The organism is Nonomuraea sp. JJY05, from assembly GCF_043496855.1.
Lineage (GTDB): Bacteria > Actinomycetota > Actinomycetes > Streptosporangiales > Streptosporangiaceae > Nonomuraea.
Window position 1 is genome coordinate 25,889 of sequence record NZ_JBIEIS010000021.1, and the last position, 19,600, is coordinate 45,488.

Below are 19,600 nucleotides of genomic sequence, written 5' to 3' on the forward strand. Positions count from 1 at the left end.
CAACGGGAGGGATGCGCGGTCATCGCCAAGGGGGGTGCCATCATGTTGTGGTACAAGGTCCGCGTAAGGTCCGTTTCATGATGAATGCGCCTGGTGTGCAGGGGAAGCGGCGAGTCGGAGTGATGGGTGGGACGTTCGATCCCATCCACCACGGCCACTTGGTGGCCGCCAGCGAGGTGGCCCACCACTTCGACCTGGACGAAGTCGTGTTCGTGCCGACCGGGCGGCCGTACCAGAAGGCCGAGCGCGAGGTGTCGGCCGCGGAGGACCGCTACCTGATGACGGTCATCGCGACCGCGTCCAATCCGCGATTCTCGGTGAGCAGGGTGGACGTGGATCGCCCGGGGCCGACATTCACGATCGATACTTTGCGCGATATTTCGGAAATTTACGGTCCTGGGGTTGAGCTGTACTTCATCACCGGCGCGGACGCGCTCGGCGCCATCCTGGACTGGCAGAACGCGGACGAGCTGTTCGAGCTGGCCCATTTCGTCGGTTGTACGCGTCCTGGGCACACGCTGCACGATCCCGGGCTGCCGGAGGGGCGGGTGACGTTGCTGGAAATTCCCGCACTGGCCATCTCGTCGTCCGAGTGCCGGCAACGTGTCGCCAAGGGAGAGCCGATTTGGTATCTGGTGCCGGACGGAATCGTCCAGTACATCAACAAGCGGGGGCTGTATCACGCGGAAGGATGACGGTCTCCGTGCCGTAGGTGAGGGGTTTCGGCCCGGAAGGGTACCCTCAACGTATAGGCATGCTGCCGACACAGGAGGACAGACCCGCATCGTGACCGCATCCGACAGATCCGTCCAGCTCGTGCGCATCGCTGCGGAAGCCGCGGCGGACAAGCTGGCCGATGACATCCTCGCATACGACGTGAGCGAACAGCTCGTCATCACCGACGCCTTCCTGCTCTGCTCCGCCACCAACGACCGCCAGGTACGCGCCATCGTCGACGAGATCGAGGACCGGCTGCGCACCGAGGCCGACGCCAAGCCCGTGCGCCGAGAGGGCGAGCGCGAGGGCCGCTGGGTGCTGCTCGACTACATCGACATCGTCGTGCACGTCCAGCACGAGGAGGACCGCACGTTCTACGCGCTCGAGCGCCTGTGGAAGGACTGCCCGGCCATCTCGCTGCCGGAGAGCGTCATGCAGGCCAACCTCCAGCGGGCACGCGCGTGAGCGGGCTCCCCCATCCCGAGTCCGAGCGTTCCGCATGAGCAAGAGGATCGTCTGCCTCCGGCACGGGCAGACCTTGTGGAACGTCGAGCAGCGATTCCAGGGGCACTCCGACATCCCCCTCGACGAGACCGGCATCGCGCAGGCCGCCAGGGCGGCGTCGTTGCTGGCCTCCCTGCGGCCCACGCTGATCGTCTCGTCCGATCTCCAGCGCGCCAATGACACGGCGCTGGCGCTCGCGCGGGTCGTCGGGCTGGACGTGAGCGTGGACAAGGACCTCCGCGAGCGCGGGGGCGGCGAATGGGAAGGGCTCACGCGCGACGAGATCGCCGCGCGCTGGCCCGAGGAATACGTGGCCTGGGAGGCGCCGGGTGGAGAGCCCGTCGCCGACGTGGCCACCAGAGTGGCCGGCGCCATGCGGCGCTGGGCGGCCAAGCTCGACGACGACGGCCTGCTGGTCGTGGCCTCCCACGGGGCCGCGCTGCGGCTCGGCATCTGCGAGCTGCTCGGGCTGCCGGAGCAGCTCTGGCCGGCGCTGGGCGGGCTGGGCAACTGCTCGTGGTCGGTGTTGCAGGAGGGGCGCAGGGGCTGGCGGTTGCTGGAGCACAACGCCGGGACGCTGCCGGAGCCCGTCCGCAGCGACGACCGGCCGGAGGCCGAGGCATAGCGAGCTCGTACGGCTCGGGGGCCGTACGACCCGCGCCGCGATTATGCGAATCGGCGCGGATGGCTATATGCTCTCGGAGCGCCGCAACGGGTGGACTCGGAGCGGTGACCAGGGGCTATAGCGCAGTTGGTAGCGCGCCTCCATGGCATGGAGGAGGTCTGGGGTTCGAATCCCCATAGCTCCACAAGCATCAAAAGCCCGGCTCCCGCGATGGAGCCGGGCTTTTTGCCGTTCGGGCTTGATCGCTGCAAGGGCCGGCTGCCGGGAGTCCTGGCCGTCGTGCTCAGGGCATCCCAAAGTTCTGACGGCTACATGCGCCTCCTGCGGACCTTCCTTACCGAACGGTAGTGTGCGGGAAAACAAGATCGAAAGGTATGAACCTTGGCCACCCCCCTCGTCGCTTTAGCGCTCGCCTCGTTGCTCACCGCTCCGTCCTCCGCGCTCCCCGCGTGCCCGCTGATCTTCGGGCACGGCGGTTACCCCACGGGCGCCAACGCCTGGGAGCGGGACCAGGTGCGCCAGCCCAACAACCCCACGGCCATCCGCCGCTACCAGTCCTGGGGCGCGTCAGGCGTCGAGGCCGACCTGCAGCTCACCAAGGACGGCACCAAGGCCGTCATGTGGCACAACACCTCTACCTGGGGCCTGACGGGCACGAAGAAGAACATCACCGACATCTGGTGGGCGGCGGGCGACACGGCGCTCAAGGGCCGGACCATCAACCGGGGCATCTTCAAGGGCGAGACCGTCTACACCTTCCGCGAATGGCTGGCCGCGATGCAGAGCGCCGGCATGATCGGGCTGGTCGAGATCAAGCCGGAGGCCCGGCAGTCGCTGCTCAGCTCCAACGCCGCGATCAAGTCGCGGGCCTGGGCGGAGGTGCTCGACCCGGTCAAGGAGCGCTACCAGTCGCAGGAGATCATTCTGTACTCCCACAACAGCGAGATCGCGGCCGAGCTCAGGAGCCGGGTGAGCGCCGCGGGCATGACCAGGGTGCTGAGCGGCGGGCCCATCTGGCCGGAGGTCACCAAGTGGGAAGAGCCGCCTCCCTCGTGGACGCTGAACGAGAGCGCCTGGCAGGGCGCGCTCGATCGCGGCGCCAAGCGGGTGGCCACCGACTACACGCCCCAGTTCAACGCGTGGCTGAAGGGGAAGTGCCAATGACCCGGTGACCGGACCGGCGGAGCCATCAGGAAAAGGCCGCGGGGCGGGCCATCGGCGTATCAGTTGAGGTCGCCGTTGCGGGCCCGCCAGCGGGCCCGGTGGCGCTCGGCGGCGCCCTCGGCCAGGGCCGTGGCCGCGGCGGGCACCGGCTCGGCGGCCCAGGAGCCGAGCCGGCTGTCCATCCGGTCCACGAAGGTCGCGCCGTGCTCCGTCAGCCGGCCGCTGCTCAGGAGGGTGCGGGTGACAAGCCGGGCGGCCGCGCGCCAGCGGGCGAACTCGGCGCTCGCGCGGATCTCGTCCTCGCCGGTCTCGTGCCGCCGCTGCCGGCGCCAGAAGTCCGTGACGCCCAGGTACGCGTACGCGCCCTGGAGCAGGCCGCCGGCGGGCCTGGGATCCTCACGCCAGGGAGCGTAGTAGCGGGAGCCGTCGTCGGGTCTGGTCAGGGGCACGATGTCCAGCAGGGCCGAGAGCTTGGCGTGCTGGGCCTCGTGGGTCAGGGTCTCCGCCAGCGTACGGGGGTCCGGCGGGTCGGAGAGGGCTATGCAGCCGTAGGCGTCGCGGGAGGAGGCGCTGGACGAGCCCGTCGAGGGGGCGGCCAGCGGCGTGAGGACCGTGATGCCGGCCGACACCTCCTCGGCGACCGGCTCGTGGTGGCTCACCAGGAGCCGCCAGGATTCGTCCAGGAGGCGCTGCCAGCGGGCCGCCTCCGCGTCCGTGAGCCGCCCGTGGAGGTCGTTGGCCCCCGGCAGCCGGTGCGGGTCCAGATCGTCGATGAGAACGTTCAGGCGCCTGCCTGCGGACTCCGCCGACAGGGCCCGCAGCCGCTGCCAGCCGGGCGCGTCGTCGCGGATCTCGACCACCAGGTCGCCAGCGCTCACCTCCGCGCCCTCCGGCCAGCAGTGCACGGTGGCCATGGTCACGCCGCCGGGGAAGGTGACCTGCCCCAGCGACGGCAGCATGGCCCGGCCGGCGATGACCGGGACGTCCACCTCGCACGTCGTACGGGCGTGGATGGCCGCGGCCGCGGCCAGGGCGGCCAGCTGCTCCGGCGAGCGCCGGGAACGGACCGCGTGGCGGGCCCAGGCGCCCACCGACGGGTGCTGCAGGACCCTGCCGACCGCCTCCGGATGGCTGCTCTGGAGCGTGGCGAGCAGGTCGTAGGCGCGGCGCGTCCGCGACCAGGAGGTGTGGTCCAGCTCGCGGGCCACGTCGAGGACGCCCCTGATGAGCAGCAGGTGCTTGCTGTATTGAGCGGCCTTGAGCCGCCGCACCGCGCCGCCGCCTCCGCCGCCGCTCGCGAGGGCGTCGAACGCGTCCGCCGGGATCCGGTGGTCAGTGAGGTTCATCGGGGATCCTTAGTACGGCGACGGACGTCGGCCTGCACGGTCCGGCCGACGTGCTTGATCAGGCGCAGCAGGTCGGCGCAGTAGACCGAGGGGTTGTGGAAGCCGCTGCCCGCTCTGTAGCGGTGGGCGAACAGGCCGCCACCGCAGATCATGCCCACCTCGCACGCGGCGCACTCCGGCGCGGGGTCGAGGCGGGCGACCTGGCGGGCGGCGGTGAAGGGGAGGTGCAGGAGGTCGTCGAAGGAGTCGCGGACCACGTGGAGCCCGGTGCTCCCGGCGCCCTCGAACGCCGACTTGAGCAGATCGGACTGCTCGATCTCGCCGTCGGTCTCGATCACGATCATGGCCGCGGGCGAGAGGCCGATCTGCTCGGTGGCCGACTCCCCGCCGAGGAGCAGGTGGATGATCTCGTCGAACAGCCGGACGCGGGTGGCGTGGGACGGGGTGGCGTACCACCGGTCGAAGACGGCCGCCAGCCAGGTCGCGTACGGGGTGTCCGGCGAGCCGGGGACCCGGCCGGGCGGCGGCTCGGACCAGTTGCCGTGGGGGAGCAGGAAGTCGATCAGCGGCGGGCCGAAGTCCAGGAGGGCGGTGTAGGTGCCCAGGGGGTCGTTGCGGAGATCGACCGTGCAGAGCAGCCCGTGGAACAGGTGCCGGAAGTCCTCGGACGTGAGGAGCTCCAGCGCGGCGGCCACCCGGCGGTAGCTGCCGCGGCCGTCGGCGGTGCGGCGGGAGCGGTCGTGGTCGGCCTGGCCGCCGTCGAGGCTGACCCCGACGCCGATCTCCAGCTCGTCGAAGAGCCGCAGGAAGCGCGTGTCGAGGAGCGTCGCGTTGGTCTGCACGCTCACGTCCACGCGGACCGGCACGGCCGACCTGACGATGCCCACGAGGTCGCGGATCTCGTCGTGACCGGCCAGGAGCGGCTCCCCGCCGTGCAGGATCACGTCGACGCTGTCGAGGTCGTGTGCCTTGGCGTGCTCGGCGATCCTGCCCGCGGTGGCCTCGACCGTTTCCCGCGACATACGTTTTGGGCGAAATCTCCAGCTTTGATCCGCCATTTCGTACATGTAGCAATATGTGCATGACAAATCACATCTGCTATGTACTTTCAGGATGAACTGCCGGAACGGCGTCGGCCGCCAGCCGCGGGCCAGCAGCGTGTCGACGTCCAATGTCGCTGGCCACTCTGACACCGCGGATCAGCCTCCACATTGAGACTTGCGAGGTGCCCAGCATATGACGTCACTCTGATAGTCGAAGCATCTCGTTCGCCCTGTCGAGCGCCTCGTCGGTGAGCAGGGGAAAGATGCCGTGAACCACGGCCGCGGCGGCCCGCGGAGTGCCCGAACGGTGAAATGCCTCAGCTAGTGCCATTTGTGCGGATATGTCATTTGGTGCGAGGGTCACTGCCGCGTTGATCTGCTCGATCGCTCTGGTGAGATCCCCGTGAGCCAGGTGCCAGCGGCCGTCGATGGTGAGCGCGCGGGCGACCCCGTCGAAGCGTCCGCGCTCGGCGTACAGGCTCACCGCCTCCTCGCAGTAGCGGCGTACCTGCTTGACGTCTCCCTGCGCGAGCGCCGCGTCGGCGTGGATCTCGGCGACCTCGGCGCGTACCCACGAGTCGTCGGGCTCGGCCGCGTGCTTGGCCTCGTCGGCGAGCCGGGCGGCGAGCGGCCAGTTCCGCTGGGACCGGGCCGTGCGGGCCGCCTCCAGGTACGTCTCGGGCGAGCCGCGGTGCGAGACCGGGCCGATGAGCCGGTCATGGGCCAGCTCGTACCAGCGGCTGCCCATGCGGTGCTCCCCGCGCAGGATGTGCCGGTCCTCCAGGGCGCGGGCCAGGGCGTTGGGCATGCCCATGGTCTGCTCGATGCCCTCGTACGCGATGTTGCGGGTGCCGTGGTCGGTGATGAACGTACGGCGCAGCCAGAGCAGCAGCTCCCCGACGGGAATGTCGAACTCGCGCGCCACCTCCCCGACCGCGCGTTTGAAGAACTCGAACAGGAACTCCTCCACCACCGCGTACACCTGCACGTGCTCCTCGCCGATCTCCCGGACCTCGTCGGGCAGCGAGTCCCAGAGCGCGGAGCAGACCACCTGGAGCTGGACGGGCTCCACCAGATCCAGCTCGACGGTGGAGACGTTGCCCCACGCGTCCTTGACGGTGGCCGAACGCAGCTCGCCGACGAGGAGCCGGGTGGCGGCGTGGGTGATGGTCCGGGAGGTGCGGTCCAGCGGCCGCTCCACGGCCTGCCTGGCCGCCTCGGGGGAGAGCGGCTGCAGGTGGAAGCGGGCCCGCGAGCCCTGGCCGAACGGGCGCTCGTAGGGCAGGACGAGGAACAGGTACTCCTCGCGGAGCGACAGCAGGAGGTGCAGGCCGGGATGGTCGCGCATGGCGCGGACGAGCTGGTCGACGAGCTCCCTGCGGTCGCGCTGGCGGGCCAGGTCGCTGTGGAACAGGGTCTCCGCCTGGTCGATCGCGGCCAGGACGGGCAGCGGGTCGCCGTACTCGTCCTCGCGCCCGGGGCGCTCGGCCAGGAACCGCGTGATGGTCATGCCCGCCAGCGAGCCCGGCGAGGCGTCCGGCGCCCAGGCCGACAGCAGCGCCATGACGTACGGGTTGCCGCCCGCGATCGGGAGCGGGGTGTGCGGCGAGATCCTGGCGATGGGCAGCACGTCGGCCCGCTCCGGGTCGATCCTGGGCAGCACGCCCGCGTTGAGCAGCGAGGTCTTGCCCACGCCGGAAGCGCCGTAGAGCACGGTCAGCCCGGCCGCCCGCCAGAGCGTGGCGATCTCTCGTGACTCCTGCTCCCTTCCGTGGAACAGGCCGCTGTCGGCCCGGCCGAAGGGGCGCAGCCCGACGTACGGCCGGCCGGCGGGATCGGTCATAGCGGCGTCCTCGCATTCCAGTCGAGCAGTTCCTTGAAGAACGCGGACGTGGTGCCGACGTAGATCGAGATCTTCAGGTCGGCGTAATAGCTCTTCAGGTATTCGCTGGCCAGATTCTCCGCGTCGGTCAGCGACGTGTTCAGCTCCGGCAGGAGTTGCACGCTGATATGCCGGCGCTGCCGGGTGGAGGGAATGGATTTGATCAGCCCGTGGAAGAGCACCCGGAAGTTCCAGTCCTGGAGGCTGTAGCCGAGGAAGAGCAGCGGGCTCGACGTCATGGCGTCGAGCACCGGATCGGGAATCGGGAGGAGCTGGCGGCCGTTCGCGTCGTCGACGTCGCGCAGATTGAGGAGATACTGCACATAATCGTTCTCGGTCAGCACGATGGACGAGGGGTCGTCCCAGTTGCCGTGCAGATGATAGATCAGCGGGTGGTCGGGATCGGGGTCGGGCACGACGGTCCGCCTCGTCGGCTCCCACCACGTCGACCTGCACACGTTCGGGGTGCGCGGACCTTTGCGGCAGTGCTGTAAAGCCTGGAGCATGAAGTCGTCGTAGTTGGTGGTGAGAAAAGTCTTGATCGGGAACTCGGCCAGCACCGTGTGCGGGTCGAGCGGATCGGTGGCGCCGGCCGCGCGCTGTTTCAGGTAGGCGCAGACTTCCACTTTGAGATCAGTGGGATCGTTATGCACGTGAGCCGCGTACTGCATCACGTGCGCGAGATTTCCGTGGTCGGCGAACGGAAAGCAGTACTCCTTCGCGAAGTGCTTGCTGAGCTCCTTACCGGTCGGAAGTCGCCCATAGCAGGCGCCCGCCCCGAGAAGCGGGGTACAGTCGCCTCTGCGGAGCTGTCTGACCAATCGCACCCAGTCCGCTTCGTTCACGCGCCACCCCACCGGCAGGACCATTCTTGTGCTGAGGAGTATATGACCCGGGACGGATGGAAATATGTGAATGTTTTCGGGCTGGCCTAAATGTGGGGGAAGTGTCGGCCCGCAGGTCAGGCGTGGCGGCCGACCCGCGGGCTGACTCAGATGGAAGACTGGAATTTGGCCACGGGCGTCACGCCGGTCTCGTCGAGAAGGCGGTCTATGGCGTCCTTCAGCCGGGAGTCGTCGATGTCTTTGAGCTCCTCCAGGGTGCGCCCGCTGACATCAATGAGCCCACCGCCGTATCCCTGCACTGCTTCCTTGTTCATCGCTCTCCCTGGACCTGATGGATCTAGCGGATCCTATCTATCTCTGGCTTCAATATGCTGTCTATGCTTGTCTCAGCTGATGTGACGACCGGCCGACTCGAGGCGATATCGTGACAAATTCGCACTCGCAACACGATTCTGGCCATGCACCATCCGTATGGGGCAAAGTCCCCCAGCGGAACAAGAACTTCACGGGTCGGGACGACCTCATCGAGAAGCTGCGTACGGGGCTCCAGTCCAAGGTCACTGCCGTCCTCCCCCAGGCACAGGACCAGTCTCAACCTGCGCCGCACGCTCTGCAAGGACTCGGCGGCGTGGGCAAGTCGCAACTCGCGATCGAGTACGCCCACCGCTTCCGGCACGCCTATGACCTGGTGTGGTGGGTGCCGTCGGCGCAGACGATGCTGGTGAAGTCATCGCTGGCCGGGTTGGCCCGCGAGCTGCATCTCAGGGTCGGCCCCCACAGCGTCGAGGACGCGGCCGAAGCGGCGCTGGACGCGCTGCGGCGCGGCGATCCGTACCGGAACTGGTTGTTGATCTTCGACAACGCGGAGAACCTGGAGATCAACGACATCGTCCCGCGCGGTCCCGGCCACGTGCTGATCACCTCCCGCAACCACAGCTGGCAGGGCGTCGTCGACACCCTGCCCGTGGACGTGTTCGAGCGCGAGGAGAGCATCGCGTTCCTGGTCAAGCGGGTGGGGCGGGCGATCGACCACGAGCAGGCCAACCGGCTGGCCGAGGCCCTCGGCGACCTGCCGCTGGCCCTGGAGCAGGCGGGCGCGCTGCAGGCCGAGTCGGGGATGTCGGCCGACGAATATCTGCGGCTGCTGAAGAGGCAGACGACCCGGCTCCTGGGCGCCAACAAGCCGTCCGACTACCCGCTGTCGATGACGGCGGCGTGGGCCACCTCGGTGTCGCAGCTCAAGGCCAGGCTGCCCGACGCGGTGGAGCTGCTGCGCTGCTTCGCGTTCTTCGGGCCCGAGCCGATCCCGCGCGACCTGCTGGACGAGCTGCCCGAGGCGTACGCGGCCGGATCCAAGATCGCCGGCCTGCTGGCCGACCCGATCCAGCTCAGCCAGGTCATCCGGGAGCTGGGCAGGTACGCCCTGGTGCGGATCGACTCGGAGAGCCGTACGGTCCAGGTGCACCGGCTGGTCCAGGCGCTGCTGCGCGACGAGCTCGACGAGGACGAGGCCGACGCCTTCCGCCGCGAGGTCCACCTCCTGCTGTCGGCCTCGGTGGCCGGTTACGAGCCCGACGACACCACGGCCTGGCCCCGCTACGCCAACCTTCTCGGCCACATCACCACGGCCGACGTCAAAGGCAGCCGCGACCCCAACGTCCGCAAGTTCGCCCTCAACATCATCCGCTACGTCTACACCTCGGGCGACTTCATGTCGGCCCGCGAGCTGGTGCAGGAGTTCCTGGAGGCCTGGCGGGAGGACAGCGGCGAGGACGACCGGCACGTGCTCACCGCCCAGCGCCACTACGCGATCATCATCCGCGAGCTGGGCAGCATCGACGAGTCGTTCGAGCTGAACAAGGCCCTCATGGAACGCATGCGGCGCGTCCTGGGGGAGGGCGACGAGGAGACCCTGCTGCTCACCAACAGCCACGGCGCCGACCTGCGTTACCGCGGCGAGTTCGCGGAGGCGCGGGAGCACGACCAGGAATCGCTGAGCAGGCACGAGGCGGTCTTCGGCCGCTCGCACCGCCGCACCCTGCGCGCCATGAACAACCTCGCCCTCGACCACCTGCTGCTCGGCGACTACAAGGAGGCGCAGTCCCTGCACGCGCGCGTGCTCAAGCTGCAGCGCCAGGCCGGGTCGGGCGCGAGCCGCGCCAACGTGCTCTCCTCGATGAACAACCTCGCCCGCGTCGTACGCCTCCAGGGCCGCTACCGTGAGGCGTGCGACCTCGGCCAGGACGCCTACGACTTCGGCCTCCAGGAGCTGGGCCAGGAGCACCCCTGGACGATGCGCAGCGCCAAGGACCTGTCGATCGCCAAACGCCGGGCGGGCCTCATCGAGGAGGCGCTCGAACTCGCCGAACGCACCTTCGAGGTGCAGAAACGCGGCACCAGCATCGACCACCCCGACACCCTCGCCGCCGCTCTCTGCCTGGCCAACGCCCAGCGGGCCGCCGACCAGGTGGACGAGTCGCTGCGGCTGCTGCGGGACATCGTCTCCAGGTTCGCCAGCATGTACGGCGACGACCACCCGTTCAAGTACGGCTGCGACAGCAACTTCGCCCTGCTGCTGCGGGTGAGCGGCAGCAAGGAGCAGGCCAAGGAGATCGACGAGGCGGCGCTGGCCGGGTTCGACCGGCGGCTCACGCGCAAGCACTACTTCTCCCTGACCTGCGCCATCAACCTCGCCAGCGACCTGGCCGAGGTGGGGCTGCACGAGGAGGCGCGGGTGCTCGGGGAGCAGACGCTGCAGGACCTGCGGGCCCTGTTCGGCGACGACCACCCGGTGACGCTGGCCGCCGGGGCCAACCTCGTCGTCGACCTGCTCGCCACGGGGGCCACGGAGGAGGCGGCGGCGCTGCGCGAGGACGTGCTGGACCGCTACGACCGGGTGCTCGGCCCCAACCACCCCGACGTGCTGGTCTCCCGCCAGGGCAACCGCCTCGACTTCGACTTCGACCCACCCGTCCTCTGACCGCCGGTCGGCAGGTGGCTAGGGGGAGGGGGCGGGGACTGCGATCGCCGTCACGATCAGGCCGCCGCTCACCAGCCAGCGACCCTCGAAGCGGGTCGGCCAGCCCGGGCCGTGGACCGCGATCTCGGCGGCGAAGGTCCCCGACCGCGCCCCGGACCCGGCCGGCAGGGGTGGTGAGGAGGTCGTGAAGGTCACTGCGGCGTCCAGGAAGCCGAGCCAGTGGCCCGTCAGCGGGTACCACGCCTTGTAGATCGCTTCTTTGGCGCTGAACAGCAGGCGGCCCGGGTCTGGGAGGTCCAGGAGGTCCAGGGCGGCGGCTTCTGCGGCGGTCGCGGTTCGCTCCAGGACGCCGTGGGGCATCGGGAGGTGGGGTTCGGCGTCGATGCCGACCGACAGGGCGCCGTGCGCCACCGCCGCTGCCCGGTAGCCCGCGCAGTGCGTGATGCTGCCGACGACCCCGGCCGGCCAGGCGGGGGCGCCGCGGTCGCCGCGGAGGACGGGGCGGGGGGCCATGCCGAGTTGCCGGAGTGCCAGGTGAGCGCAGTGGCGGGACGTACGGAACTCGCGCCGCCTCTTGTCCGCCGAGCCCGAAACGAGTGCTTCCTCTTCCGGGAAGAGCGTGATGTCCGGTGGGTCGCCGAAGAGCTCGGCGGCGGCGACCCACGGGGGCAGGATCTCAGCGAGCATGGTGAACGCATTATCGTTCACCGTCTCTCCTTCTCCGGCGAGGAGAAGTGTCCCGGTCGCCGGCCTCCGGTGACAGCCGTGGCGTCACGGCTGTCACCGGAGGCCGATCGGTGTCATCTCAGGGCGTAGGCGCGGTCGATGGTCTGGGTGGTCGAGCCGCCCGCCGTGTCCGACGCCGTGACCCGCAGCGACACGAAGCCGCTGGTCTGCGCCAGGGCGGGATGCGTCAGCTCCACCCGGAACCGCCCGTCGCCGCGCTTTTTGACCCGTGCCGCGGCCCGCCAGGTGGTCCCGTCGTCGACCGAGAACTCGACCGTGACCCGGTTGACGGCGGGCGCCCGGCGTACGGCGGAGTGCGCGCCCGCGTGCAGGTCGAACGCGAACGGCGTCCCGGCCGGGGCCCGGTTCAGCAGGTCGAGGGGCAGGTCGTAGGTGACCTGGACGGCCGGCTGGAACGCGCAGCCCGCCCCGGACGAGCACGAGTATCCCCGGGGCGCCCCCGAGGACGGCGGCGGGGAGGAGGCGAAGCGGGCGGTGGTCGTGACCTTGCCGGACAGGGTGCGTCCCGAGGTGTCCGCCGCTTCCACCCGGTAGGACCCGGGACCTGCGGGCACGGTGAAGGACCGGGGCCGCCAGCCCTGCGGGGACAGCTCCTGATCGCCCACGAGCAGCCGGGGCGCCGAGGTGACCGGGCTCAGGTCGCTGTAGTGACGGGGGTCGGAGTCCCGCCACTGTTCGAAAGGTACGAACCGCTCGGAGTCCCGGCACAGCGCGCACGGCACCTTGACCGGGTAGCCCGACGGCACGTCCGCGGCGGCAGGCACCAGCGGTGCCTTGAACCACTGCTCGGAGACCCGCCGGTCGCCACCGGTGAACCGGTCGTCGGAGTGCAGGACCAGCCCGTCGTTCGTGATCGTGCGGGACCACACCACGTCATCGGACACGGGCCCGAAGTATTCGGTCCGGGTGACGGGCATCCGCAGCGACCCGCCGTACGCCATCCGCCCCGGCTCCTCGCCGGCCGTCGACTCGCCGTACTCCCAGCCGCTGGTGTCCGGTTTGTCGGCGTGGTAGGCGGCGTCGATGCGTACCAGCCGCCCCAGGTCGACCTTGACGGGCCGCGAGGGCACCCGGCCGCGCGAGTCGAAGCGGAGGTGGTAGACCTCGCCCGGCCCCGCGTACGGCTCCAGACGCACCGACACCGGCCCCTTGGCCAGCGCGGACCGTAGCGAACGCCCTTCGGCGGCGTCCAGCCCCAGCCGCAGTGACCAGCCCTGCGGCACGCGCGCCCGCCCGCCGTCCACGTCGAGGAAGCCGATGACGCCCGCCGCGCCGCGCAGGGAGGCCTCGCGGCCGGCGTCGTCCATCTGGACGCTCGCGTTGACGTAGCCGCTCTCGACCGGGATCCCGACGAGCACGAGCTTGCCGGAGGCGTCCACACCCGAAAAATCCTCCGGCCGGCCCCTTCCGACCGAGACCACGGAGTAGGTCGTGCCGGTGGTCAGCCTGCGCATGGCCTCCACGTCGTACGCGGGATGCAGGGCCAGCCCGTCAGCGGCGGCCGAGGCGAGCACGGAGGGCTCCAGGTTCCACTGGTGCGACAGCCGCACCTTGCCCGACTTCACCGAGGACACGGGCGTGACGAACAGCTCCTGCCCGCCGCCCTGGACCCCGCCGTACAGCGAGACCGGCTGGGCGCGGTCGGTGAACGTGCGCACGTAGTACGCGTTCCCGCTCCCGTCCAGGGCCTTCGGTGTCCTCGGCCGGATCGGGGCCGTCTCGCGCGCGTCCAGGGTGACGGTCCTGTCCCCGTCGAGGCGGACGTTCTCGATCACCCAGCTCGTACGGTTGCTGATCCGGCTCTCGTTGGCGACGCCGATCAGTTCGTAGTCCCCGGCGGGCAGGGAGAACTCGCCGTTGCCCGAATAGTCGGTACGCAGGTAGTAGTACCCGTACGGGTTGAACGGGTCTTCCGGGCTGTTCGCCCGCTTCAGCGGCATCGCGTACACCAGGGGCTCGGCCTGGTAACCGGGGAAGAACTCCTTGGTCCCGTACGAGTTGACCAGCGACACCCCCAGCCGGTGCGTGGCGGGACCCGTGTAGTAGCTGAACGGCGTCACCAGCCGCACGTCGCCGCCGCTCGCCGTCACCCAGCCCCCGTAGGCGCCGATCGGGCCGGCCGAAGGGTCGGCGGTGAGGGAGACGGCGGCGGTGCCGTTCGCGGGGACGGTGACGCTCTGCGCGCCCAGCCTGACCGCCTTGCCGGGTGCCGGCCTGCCGCTCCAGCCGCGCGTGACGAGCGAGACGGCCAGCGTGACCGGCTCGGAGCCGAGGTTGCGGTACGTGACCTGCCTGGTGGCGGGCTTGCCGAGGAGCCGGAAGTCCACCACGGAGGTGGCGAAGACGCTCTGGGTGACGGCGCGGGCCACGTCCACCCGGCCGCTGCCCTGCTCGAACCAGTTGTGCCCGTCGTTGCGCACGGCCGTCGAGGTCAGCGCGTCACGCAGCTCGGCGGCCCGCCAGCCGGGATGCTGCTGGGCCAGGATCGCGGCGGCCCCGGCGACGTGCGGGGTGGCCATGGAGGTGCCGCTGAAGGCCGTGTACCTGTCGTCGCCCGGGATGCCGGGCAACGAGGAGTAGGCCGAGCGGGCGGCGACGATGTCCACGCCGGGGGCGACGATGTTCGGCTTGACGGCGGCGTCGTCCAGCCGCGGCCCCTTGCTGGAGAAATCGGCCAGCGTCGTGCCGGTCTCCTTGTCCACCGCGCCGACGGCCAGCGCCTCGTCGGCCGCGGCCGGGATGCTCACCGTGAGCGGGTCCTCCTCATTGCCGGCCGCCGTCACGAAGAGCGTCCCGTACTTCTTGGTGAGCTCGTTCAGCGCCTGGCTCATCGGGTCGGTGCCGTTGCCGCAGCAGGTGCCCAGGCTCATGTTCACCACGTCGGCGCCTTGCGCGGCGGCCCACTCCATGCCGGAGATGGCCCACGACCAGTCGCCCAGGCCGTTGTCCGCGAGGATCTTGCCGACCAGCAGGGACGCGGCCGGCGCCACGCCCTTGTACGTCGGCCCGGCGCCCGCGATCGTCGAGGCGACGTGCGTGCCGTGTCCCACCTTGTCGGCGATGCCGGCCGAGTCGGAGAAGTTCTCGCCGGCCAGGATCCGTCCGGCGAAGTCCGGGTGGCCGGCGTCGATCCCGGTGTCGAGGACGGCGACCTTGACCCCCTTGCCGTCGAACCCGCGCTCCCATCCGGCCGGTGCGCCGATCAGGGGCACGCTCTTGTCGAGCGAGGCCCGCGTCTTGCGGTCCAGCCAGATCTTGGAGATCCCGCCGCCGCTCAGCCGGCCGCCGGTACGCAGCCCGGCCCAGAAGTCGTCCGCCCGGTCGGCGCGTACCGTGAGCGCGACGCCGTTGACGCTGTCGAGCACCCGCACGTTCTCGCCGCCCGGCAGGGACCGGGCGGATCTGGCGAGCGCGGCGGGGGCGGGGTCGCCCGGGTAGGTGACGAGCAGCGGGATCGCCTCGACGCGCTGGTCCCGCGCCAGCGTCTCGACGTCGAACAGCTCCTCGTCCAGGGTCCCGGCGGCGACCATGGGGGCCGCGTCGGAGGGGAGGACCAGATATCCGCCGTCCTTGCCGGGCAGCGTGGCGAACGTGACGTCCGCGCCGTCGGTCCTGGGCGCCGGCCTGATGGCGATGGAGGGGGCGCCGCCCTGCGACGGCGCGTACTCGACGACGTCTCCGGTGATGAGGGTGAGGGTGACACGGGCCGGCTGGGTCTCAGCGGGCTCGGTGGCCGCGGCTGCCGCCTGGTGGAGCGGCGCGAGCCCGGCGGTGAGCACGAGCGCCGCGCCCGATAACACCGCCGATAACCGCGTGTGAAATTTGGACAAGATGTGCCCTTTCGGTTACAGCAGGAGCACTGTCGGGAGCGCTCCCAAATTCTCCGAGAAGGGCCAGTATCCATCAGATGATCACACCGGGCTCGGGAGGGTTCCGAGCCCGGTGGAGCGGGCCGTCAGGTGCAGGTGGCGCCGTTGAGGGTGAAGGCCGGCGGCTTGGAGGTGTTCCCCGTGTGGTTGGCCTGGAAGCCGAACGAGGCGGACGCGCCCGGGGCGACCGTGCCGTTGTAGCTGACGTTCCTGGCCGTGACCTGGCCGCTCGCGGGCGAGATCGTGGCGTTCCACGCGGAGGTGACGCTCTGGCCCGCGGGGAGCGTGAAGGTCAGCGCCCAGGAGGTGAGCTGGCTGGTGCCGGTGTTGGTGAGCGTGACCGCTGCCGTGAAGCCGGTGTTCCAGGCGTTCATCGTGTACGTGACCTGGCACGCCCCGGTCCCGGGCGTCGGGGTCGGGGTCGGCGTCGGGGTCGGCGTCGTCGTGGGCCCGCCGCCGCCCTGGTCAAGGCCGAAGAACGCGATCACGGCGGCGGCCATCCCGCTCATCGGGACGTTGTGGCCGACGCCCTGCAGGCTGATCGCCTCGACGGGGGCCATCGTGCCGGTGCCGCCGTACCGGGTCCTGGTCCAGCCGGACTGCGGCTGGTCGGTGCTGCTGGGCGTCTGGCTCAGGCCGTGGACGTTGGTCCACTGCTTGATCTCCTCCTGGAAGTTCGGGTAACGCAGCGTGGTGTCGGCGGTGCCGTGCCACACCTGCATGCGCGGGCGAGGGCCGCTGTAGCCGGGGTACGCGCCGCGTACGAGGTCGCCCCACTGCTGCGGCGTCTTGGAGATCTGGCCGTTGGCGCAGGCGCTGTTCCACATCGACCCGTCCGTGGTGGCGAAGCAGGCGAACGGCACGCCGGCGAACGCGGCTCCGGCCTTGAAGACGTCGGGGTAGTCGCCCAGCAGGACGTTCGTCATCATGGCGCCCGACGAGGCCCCGGTCACGAAGGTGCGGTCGGGGTCGGTGGCGTAGCGCTGCTGCACGTACCTGACCATCGAGACGATGCCCACCGGGTCGCTGCCGCCGTCGTGCCGCAGCGCCTGCGGCGAGGAGACGTCGAAGCAGGAACCGCTCCGGGTCGCGGACGGGTAGATCACGATGAACTTGTACCGGTCGGCCAGCGAGGCGAACTCCGTGCCGGAGTAGAAGGCCGGGCCCGATCCCGTGCAGTAGTGCACGGCGACCAGGAGAGGCGGTCGGGTCCCGACGCCGTCAGGGACGTACAGGTGCATGCGCAGGTTTGTCGGGTTAGTGCCGAAGCCGGTCACCTCCGTCAGCTGTGCCGACGAGGCCGGTGGCGCGGTGATCAGCCCCGCGACGATGAGCGTCACGGCGGCGATCAAGGCACCCACGATCCGAGCTCTCACGTTCATCGGGTTCCTCTCGTTCGCCTGAAACATTGCGAGTGTGAAGCGAAACTTTCGCCAGCGCAATCACTGCTGGTGGTGACGCATCAGGGGAGCCGGGTGACCTGCGGCTAAGAATGAGGGCAGGTTGATCGAATGTGAAAGTTTCGGATATCCAGCGCGCAAAAGAAATTTTCTGGAGGTGCGCCAACGGAGAAAATAAATTCCTGGATCGTCTTGACCTTGTCCGTTGACCGTGGGGAAGCTGGGACCGGAGATGAAAGGACCCCGATGGTCACAGTCCGCGCCTTCGCGTCCGGTGACGAGGTCTCCCTGGTGGACGCCTGGAACCGCAGCATGCCGGCCGATCCCACCACCTCCGGCTGGTTCCGCGACTGCGTGTTGCTCGATCCCAACTTCGACCCCGAGGGCCTGCGCGTGGCCGTCTCCGGCGGCCGGGTGGTGGGCTGCGCGTACGGCGTGCGCCGCCTGGCCCCCTTGGCCCCGGGCACCGACCTGGAGCCGGACACCGGCTGGATCCCGTTCTTCTTCGTGGTCCCCGAGCATCGCGGGGGCGGGCTCGGGAGGCGGCTGGTGGGCGAGGCGCTGGCGTTCCTGGAGCGAGCCGGCCGGACGAAGGTCGATTTTTCGTCCTATACGCCGAACTATGTGCTCCCTGGGGTGGACGCCGAGCTCTACCCCGACGGCTACCGGCTCCTGGGCGGGCTCGGCTTCCGGACCCTCTACTCGCCGGTCGCCATGGACCGGACGCTCGTCGGCTACGTGACCCCCGACGACGTGCGCGAGCTGCGCGCCGAGCGGGAGAGCGAGGGGTACGCCTTTCGCAGGCCCAGGGACGGCGAGCTGCCCGAGCTGATCCGCTTCGCGGCCGACGCCTTCAACCCCGACTGGGGCGAGGCGATCCGGCAGCACCGCGACCCCAAACGCGTGATCGTCGCGAAAAAAGATCAAATAGTGGGATTTGCTCTGTATGCGGCCTACCGTGGCATCCCCGAGCGCTTCGGCCCCTTCGGCGTCGACCCCGAGCAGCGCGGCACCGGCCTCGGCAAGATCCTCCTCCATCTCACCATGACCAAGATGCGCGCCGAAGGGCTCCACTCGTCGTGGTTCCTCTGGACCGGCGAGGCGAGCCCGGCCGGCCGCCTCTACACCAAGGCCGGCTACGGGATCACCCGGCGCTTCCACGTGATGAGGAGGCCGTGACGCATGTCCTGGCCGTCGGCGCGCACGCGGGCGACCTGGACCTGACGGCGGACGCCGTGCTCGCCCAGCACGCCCTGCGGGGCGACCGGGCCCTCATGCCCGCTTCGGCAGGCGACCGCCGGTGCGGGCCGTCGAGGACGTGTCGATCGCGCTGCGGGCCGGGACGGTGTCGCGGCAGCGGGTGGCCATCGCGCGGGCGCCGGCGGTGCGGCCGGTCGCGCTGATCGCCGACGAGCCCGTGCCGATGCTGGACGTGTCGATCAGGCTCTTGGGTGCTGCGGCTGCTGGAGGGGCCGGCGAAGGAGAGCGGGCCGAGCACGGTAGCGGGCGGCGAGTTCGGCGGCGGTGGCGGCCATGCGGTCGCGGAGCTCGGCGGGGGCCAGCACCTCGACGTCGGTGCCCAGCCGCAGGAACTCGGCGAGCGCGTGCTCGATCGACTCGATCGGCACCGTGACCCGCGTCCAGCCCTCCTCGTCGGGCGGCTGCGCGCTGTCCCTGGCCGCCGCCACCACGCCGGGGGTCATGAGGTCGGGCACGCGTTCGACGCCGCGCGGCGACAGCCGGACCACCGCCTCGCCCCGCCGCAGCCGGGCCTCGAACTCGGCCAGGTACTCCTGCCAGTAAGCCGCCAAGTCGAAGCCGTCCGGCCTGGTGAAGCCCTCGGGGAGCGGGTGCAGGTCGAGGATCTGCGAGACGCGGTAGGTGCGCACGTCCTCGTCCGCCCGCGCGACGAGATACCACCGCCCGGCCTTGACGACCAGCCCGTACGGGTCCAGCCGTCGCTCCACCTCCTGGGGCGCCTTCCAGCGGCGGTATCTGACCTGGATGCGGCGCTCGTTCCAGACGGCGTCGGCCACGGCGGGCAGGAAGGTCACCGGCTCCTGGTCGCGGTACCAGGTGGGCGCGTCGAGGTGGAAGCGCTCCTGGATGCGGCCGGCGCGGTCGCGGAGCTCCACGGGCAGCGCCGCCATGAGCTTGAGCTGCGCGGCCGTGACCACCGCCCCCAGCCCCAGCTCCGCCGCCGGACCCGGCAGGCCGGCCAGGAACAGCGACTCGGCCTCGTCGGCCGTCAGCCCGGTGAGCCTGGTGCGGTAGCCGTCGAGCAGCTGGTAGCCGCCCTTCGGGCCCGCGTCGCCGTACAGGGGGATGCCTGCGGCGTGGAGGGACTCGACGTCGCGGTAGATGGTGCGTACCGAGACCTCCAGCCGTTCGGCCAGATCCTGCGCGGTCATCCGGCCGCGCGTCTGCAGGAGCAGGAGGATCGAGACCAGGCGGGAGGCACGCACATTCACTGACACT

15 protein-coding genes and 1 tRNA gene are annotated in these 19,600 nt (G+C 70.2%); 7 read left to right on the forward strand and 9 right to left on the reverse strand.

Translation table 11 applies throughout. From position 1 onward, the window contains the following. The first annotated feature begins 77 nt into the window (after positions 1-77). The 5 genes from nadD to ACFKCF_RS30865 all read left to right on the forward strand — a co-directional run bounded on the left by nadD (position 78) and on the right by ACFKCF_RS30865 (position 3,010). Positions 78-695 carry a nicotinate-nucleotide adenylyltransferase gene (gene nadD, locus ACFKCF_RS30845; protein WP_192793669.1) on the forward strand — a complete coding sequence of 206 codons (618 nt, stop codon included), beginning with the start codon at positions 78-80 and terminating at the stop codon, positions 693-695. 91 nt (positions 696-786) lie between these two features. Further along, positions 787-1,182, forward strand: coding sequence for a ribosome silencing factor (gene rsfS / locus ACFKCF_RS30850; RefSeq protein ID WP_305925448.1), 396 nt, complete (start codon positions 787-789; stop codon positions 1,180-1,182). Positions 1,183-1,216: 34 nt separating this feature from the next. Further along, the gene (locus ACFKCF_RS30855) at positions 1,217-1,846 is read left to right on the forward strand and encodes a histidine phosphatase family protein (RefSeq protein WP_394498770.1); all 630 of its coding nucleotides are present in this window, start codon (positions 1,217-1,219) and stop codon (positions 1,844-1,846) included. Between the two features lie 111 nt (positions 1,847-1,957). Beyond that, a tRNA-Ala gene (locus ACFKCF_RS30860) sits at positions 1,958-2,030 on the forward strand. Between the two features lie 197 nt (positions 2,031-2,227). After that, positions 2,228-3,010: a glycerophosphodiester phosphodiesterase gene (locus ACFKCF_RS30865; RefSeq protein ID WP_394498771.1), complete on the forward strand. Its 783-nt coding sequence runs from the start codon at positions 2,228-2,230 to the stop codon at positions 3,008-3,010. 59 nt (positions 3,011-3,069) lie between these two features. Here ACFKCF_RS30865 and ACFKCF_RS30870 read toward each other — a convergent pair whose 3' ends face one another. The 5 genes from ACFKCF_RS30870 to ACFKCF_RS30890 form a co-directional block, all read right to left on the reverse strand. Beyond that, complete coding sequence (locus ACFKCF_RS30870) at positions 3,070-4,356, reverse strand: HEXXH motif domain-containing protein (protein WP_394498772.1); 1,287 nt, start codon at positions 4,354-4,356, stop codon at positions 3,070-3,072. Continuing rightward, positions 4,353-5,549 (reverse strand): FxsB family cyclophane-forming radical SAM/SPASM peptide maturase, encoded by a 1,197-nt coding sequence (locus ACFKCF_RS30875; protein ID WP_394498773.1) that lies wholly within the window; start codon positions 5,547-5,549, stop codon positions 4,353-4,355. Before ACFKCF_RS30875 ends, ACFKCF_RS30870 begins: the two co-directional genes overlap by 4 nt. A gap of 49 nt (positions 5,550-5,598) precedes the next feature. Continuing rightward, complete coding sequence (locus ACFKCF_RS30880) at positions 5,599-7,242, reverse strand: hypothetical protein (RefSeq protein ID WP_394498774.1); 1,644 nt, start codon at positions 7,240-7,242, stop codon at positions 5,599-5,601. Then, a complete protein-coding gene (locus tag ACFKCF_RS30885) occupies positions 7,239-8,126 on the reverse strand; it encodes an SIR2 family protein (protein WP_394498775.1) in 888 nt (295 codons plus the stop codon). The genes ACFKCF_RS30880 and ACFKCF_RS30885 overlap by 4 nt, the downstream gene beginning before the upstream one ends. Positions 8,127-8,272: 146 nt before the next feature. Beyond that, positions 8,273-8,440: a hypothetical protein gene (locus ACFKCF_RS30890; protein ID WP_185078173.1), complete on the reverse strand. Its 168-nt coding sequence runs from the start codon at positions 8,438-8,440 to the stop codon at positions 8,273-8,275. Positions 8,441-8,550: 110 nt separating this feature from the next. Between ACFKCF_RS30890 and fxsT the strand changes: the two genes are divergently transcribed. Beyond that, positions 8,551-11,106: an FxSxx-COOH system tetratricopeptide repeat protein gene (gene fxsT / locus ACFKCF_RS30895; RefSeq protein WP_394498776.1), complete on the forward strand. Its 2,556-nt coding sequence runs from the start codon at positions 8,551-8,553 to the stop codon at positions 11,104-11,106. A gap of 18 nt (positions 11,107-11,124) precedes the next feature. Here the strand turns inward: fxsT and ACFKCF_RS30900 are convergent, their stop codons facing one another. The 3 genes from ACFKCF_RS30900 to ACFKCF_RS30910 form a co-directional block, all read right to left on the reverse strand. Further along, entirely contained in the window at positions 11,125-11,814 is a 690-nt protein-coding gene (locus ACFKCF_RS30900; protein WP_394498777.1) for a 4'-phosphopantetheinyl transferase, read from the reverse strand. Between the two features lie 92 nt (positions 11,815-11,906). After that, positions 11,907-15,653, reverse strand: coding sequence for a S8 family peptidase (locus ACFKCF_RS30905; RefSeq protein ID WP_394498778.1), 3,747 nt, complete (start codon positions 15,651-15,653; stop codon positions 11,907-11,909). Between the two features lie 155 nt (positions 15,654-15,808). Then, positions 15,809-17,104 (reverse strand): PHB depolymerase family esterase, encoded by a 1,296-nt coding sequence (locus tag ACFKCF_RS30910; protein ID WP_394498779.1) that lies wholly within the window; start codon positions 17,102-17,104, stop codon positions 15,809-15,811. Positions 17,105-17,368: 264 nt separating this feature from the next. Here ACFKCF_RS30910 and ACFKCF_RS30915 point away from each other — a divergent pair, with 264 nt between their 5' ends. Further along, complete coding sequence (locus tag ACFKCF_RS30915) at positions 17,369-18,301, forward strand: GNAT family N-acetyltransferase (RefSeq protein WP_394498780.1); 933 nt, start codon at positions 17,369-17,371, stop codon at positions 18,299-18,301. Positions 18,302-18,561: 260 nt separating this feature from the next. Here ACFKCF_RS30915 and ACFKCF_RS30920 read toward each other — a convergent pair whose 3' ends face one another. Beyond that, positions 18,562-19,587, reverse strand: coding sequence for a helix-turn-helix transcriptional regulator (locus tag ACFKCF_RS30920; protein ID WP_394498781.1), 1,026 nt, complete (start codon positions 19,585-19,587; stop codon positions 18,562-18,564). Positions 19,588-19,600: the final 13 nt, after the last annotated feature.

Excerpts from the sequence above, each read along its gene's own strand:
- nadD (WP_192793669.1), top strand. The coding sequence starts at position 78 with ATGATGAATGCGCCTGGTGTGCAGGGGAAGCGGCGAGTCGGAGTGATG.
- ACFKCF_RS30855 (WP_394498770.1), top strand. The coding sequence starts at position 1,217 with ATGAGCAAGAGGATCGTCTGCCTCCGGCACGGGCAGACCTTGTGGAAC.
- ACFKCF_RS30870 (WP_394498772.1), bottom strand. The coding sequence starts at position 4,356 with ATGAACCTCACTGACCACCGGATCCCGGCGGACGCGTTCGACGCCCTC.
- ACFKCF_RS30880 (WP_394498774.1), bottom strand. The coding sequence starts at position 7,242 with ATGACCGATCCCGCCGGCCGGCCGTACGTCGGGCTGCGCCCCTTCGGC.
- ACFKCF_RS30890 (WP_185078173.1), bottom strand. The coding sequence starts at position 8,440 with ATGAACAAGGAAGCAGTGCAGGGATACGGCGGTGGGCTCATTGATGTC.
- ACFKCF_RS30910 (WP_394498779.1), bottom strand. The coding sequence starts at position 17,104 with ATGAACGTGAGAGCTCGGATCGTGGGTGCCTTGATCGCCGCCGTGACG.
- ACFKCF_RS30915 (WP_394498780.1), top strand. The coding sequence starts at position 17,369 with ATGGTCACAGTCCGCGCCTTCGCGTCCGGTGACGAGGTCTCCCTGGTG.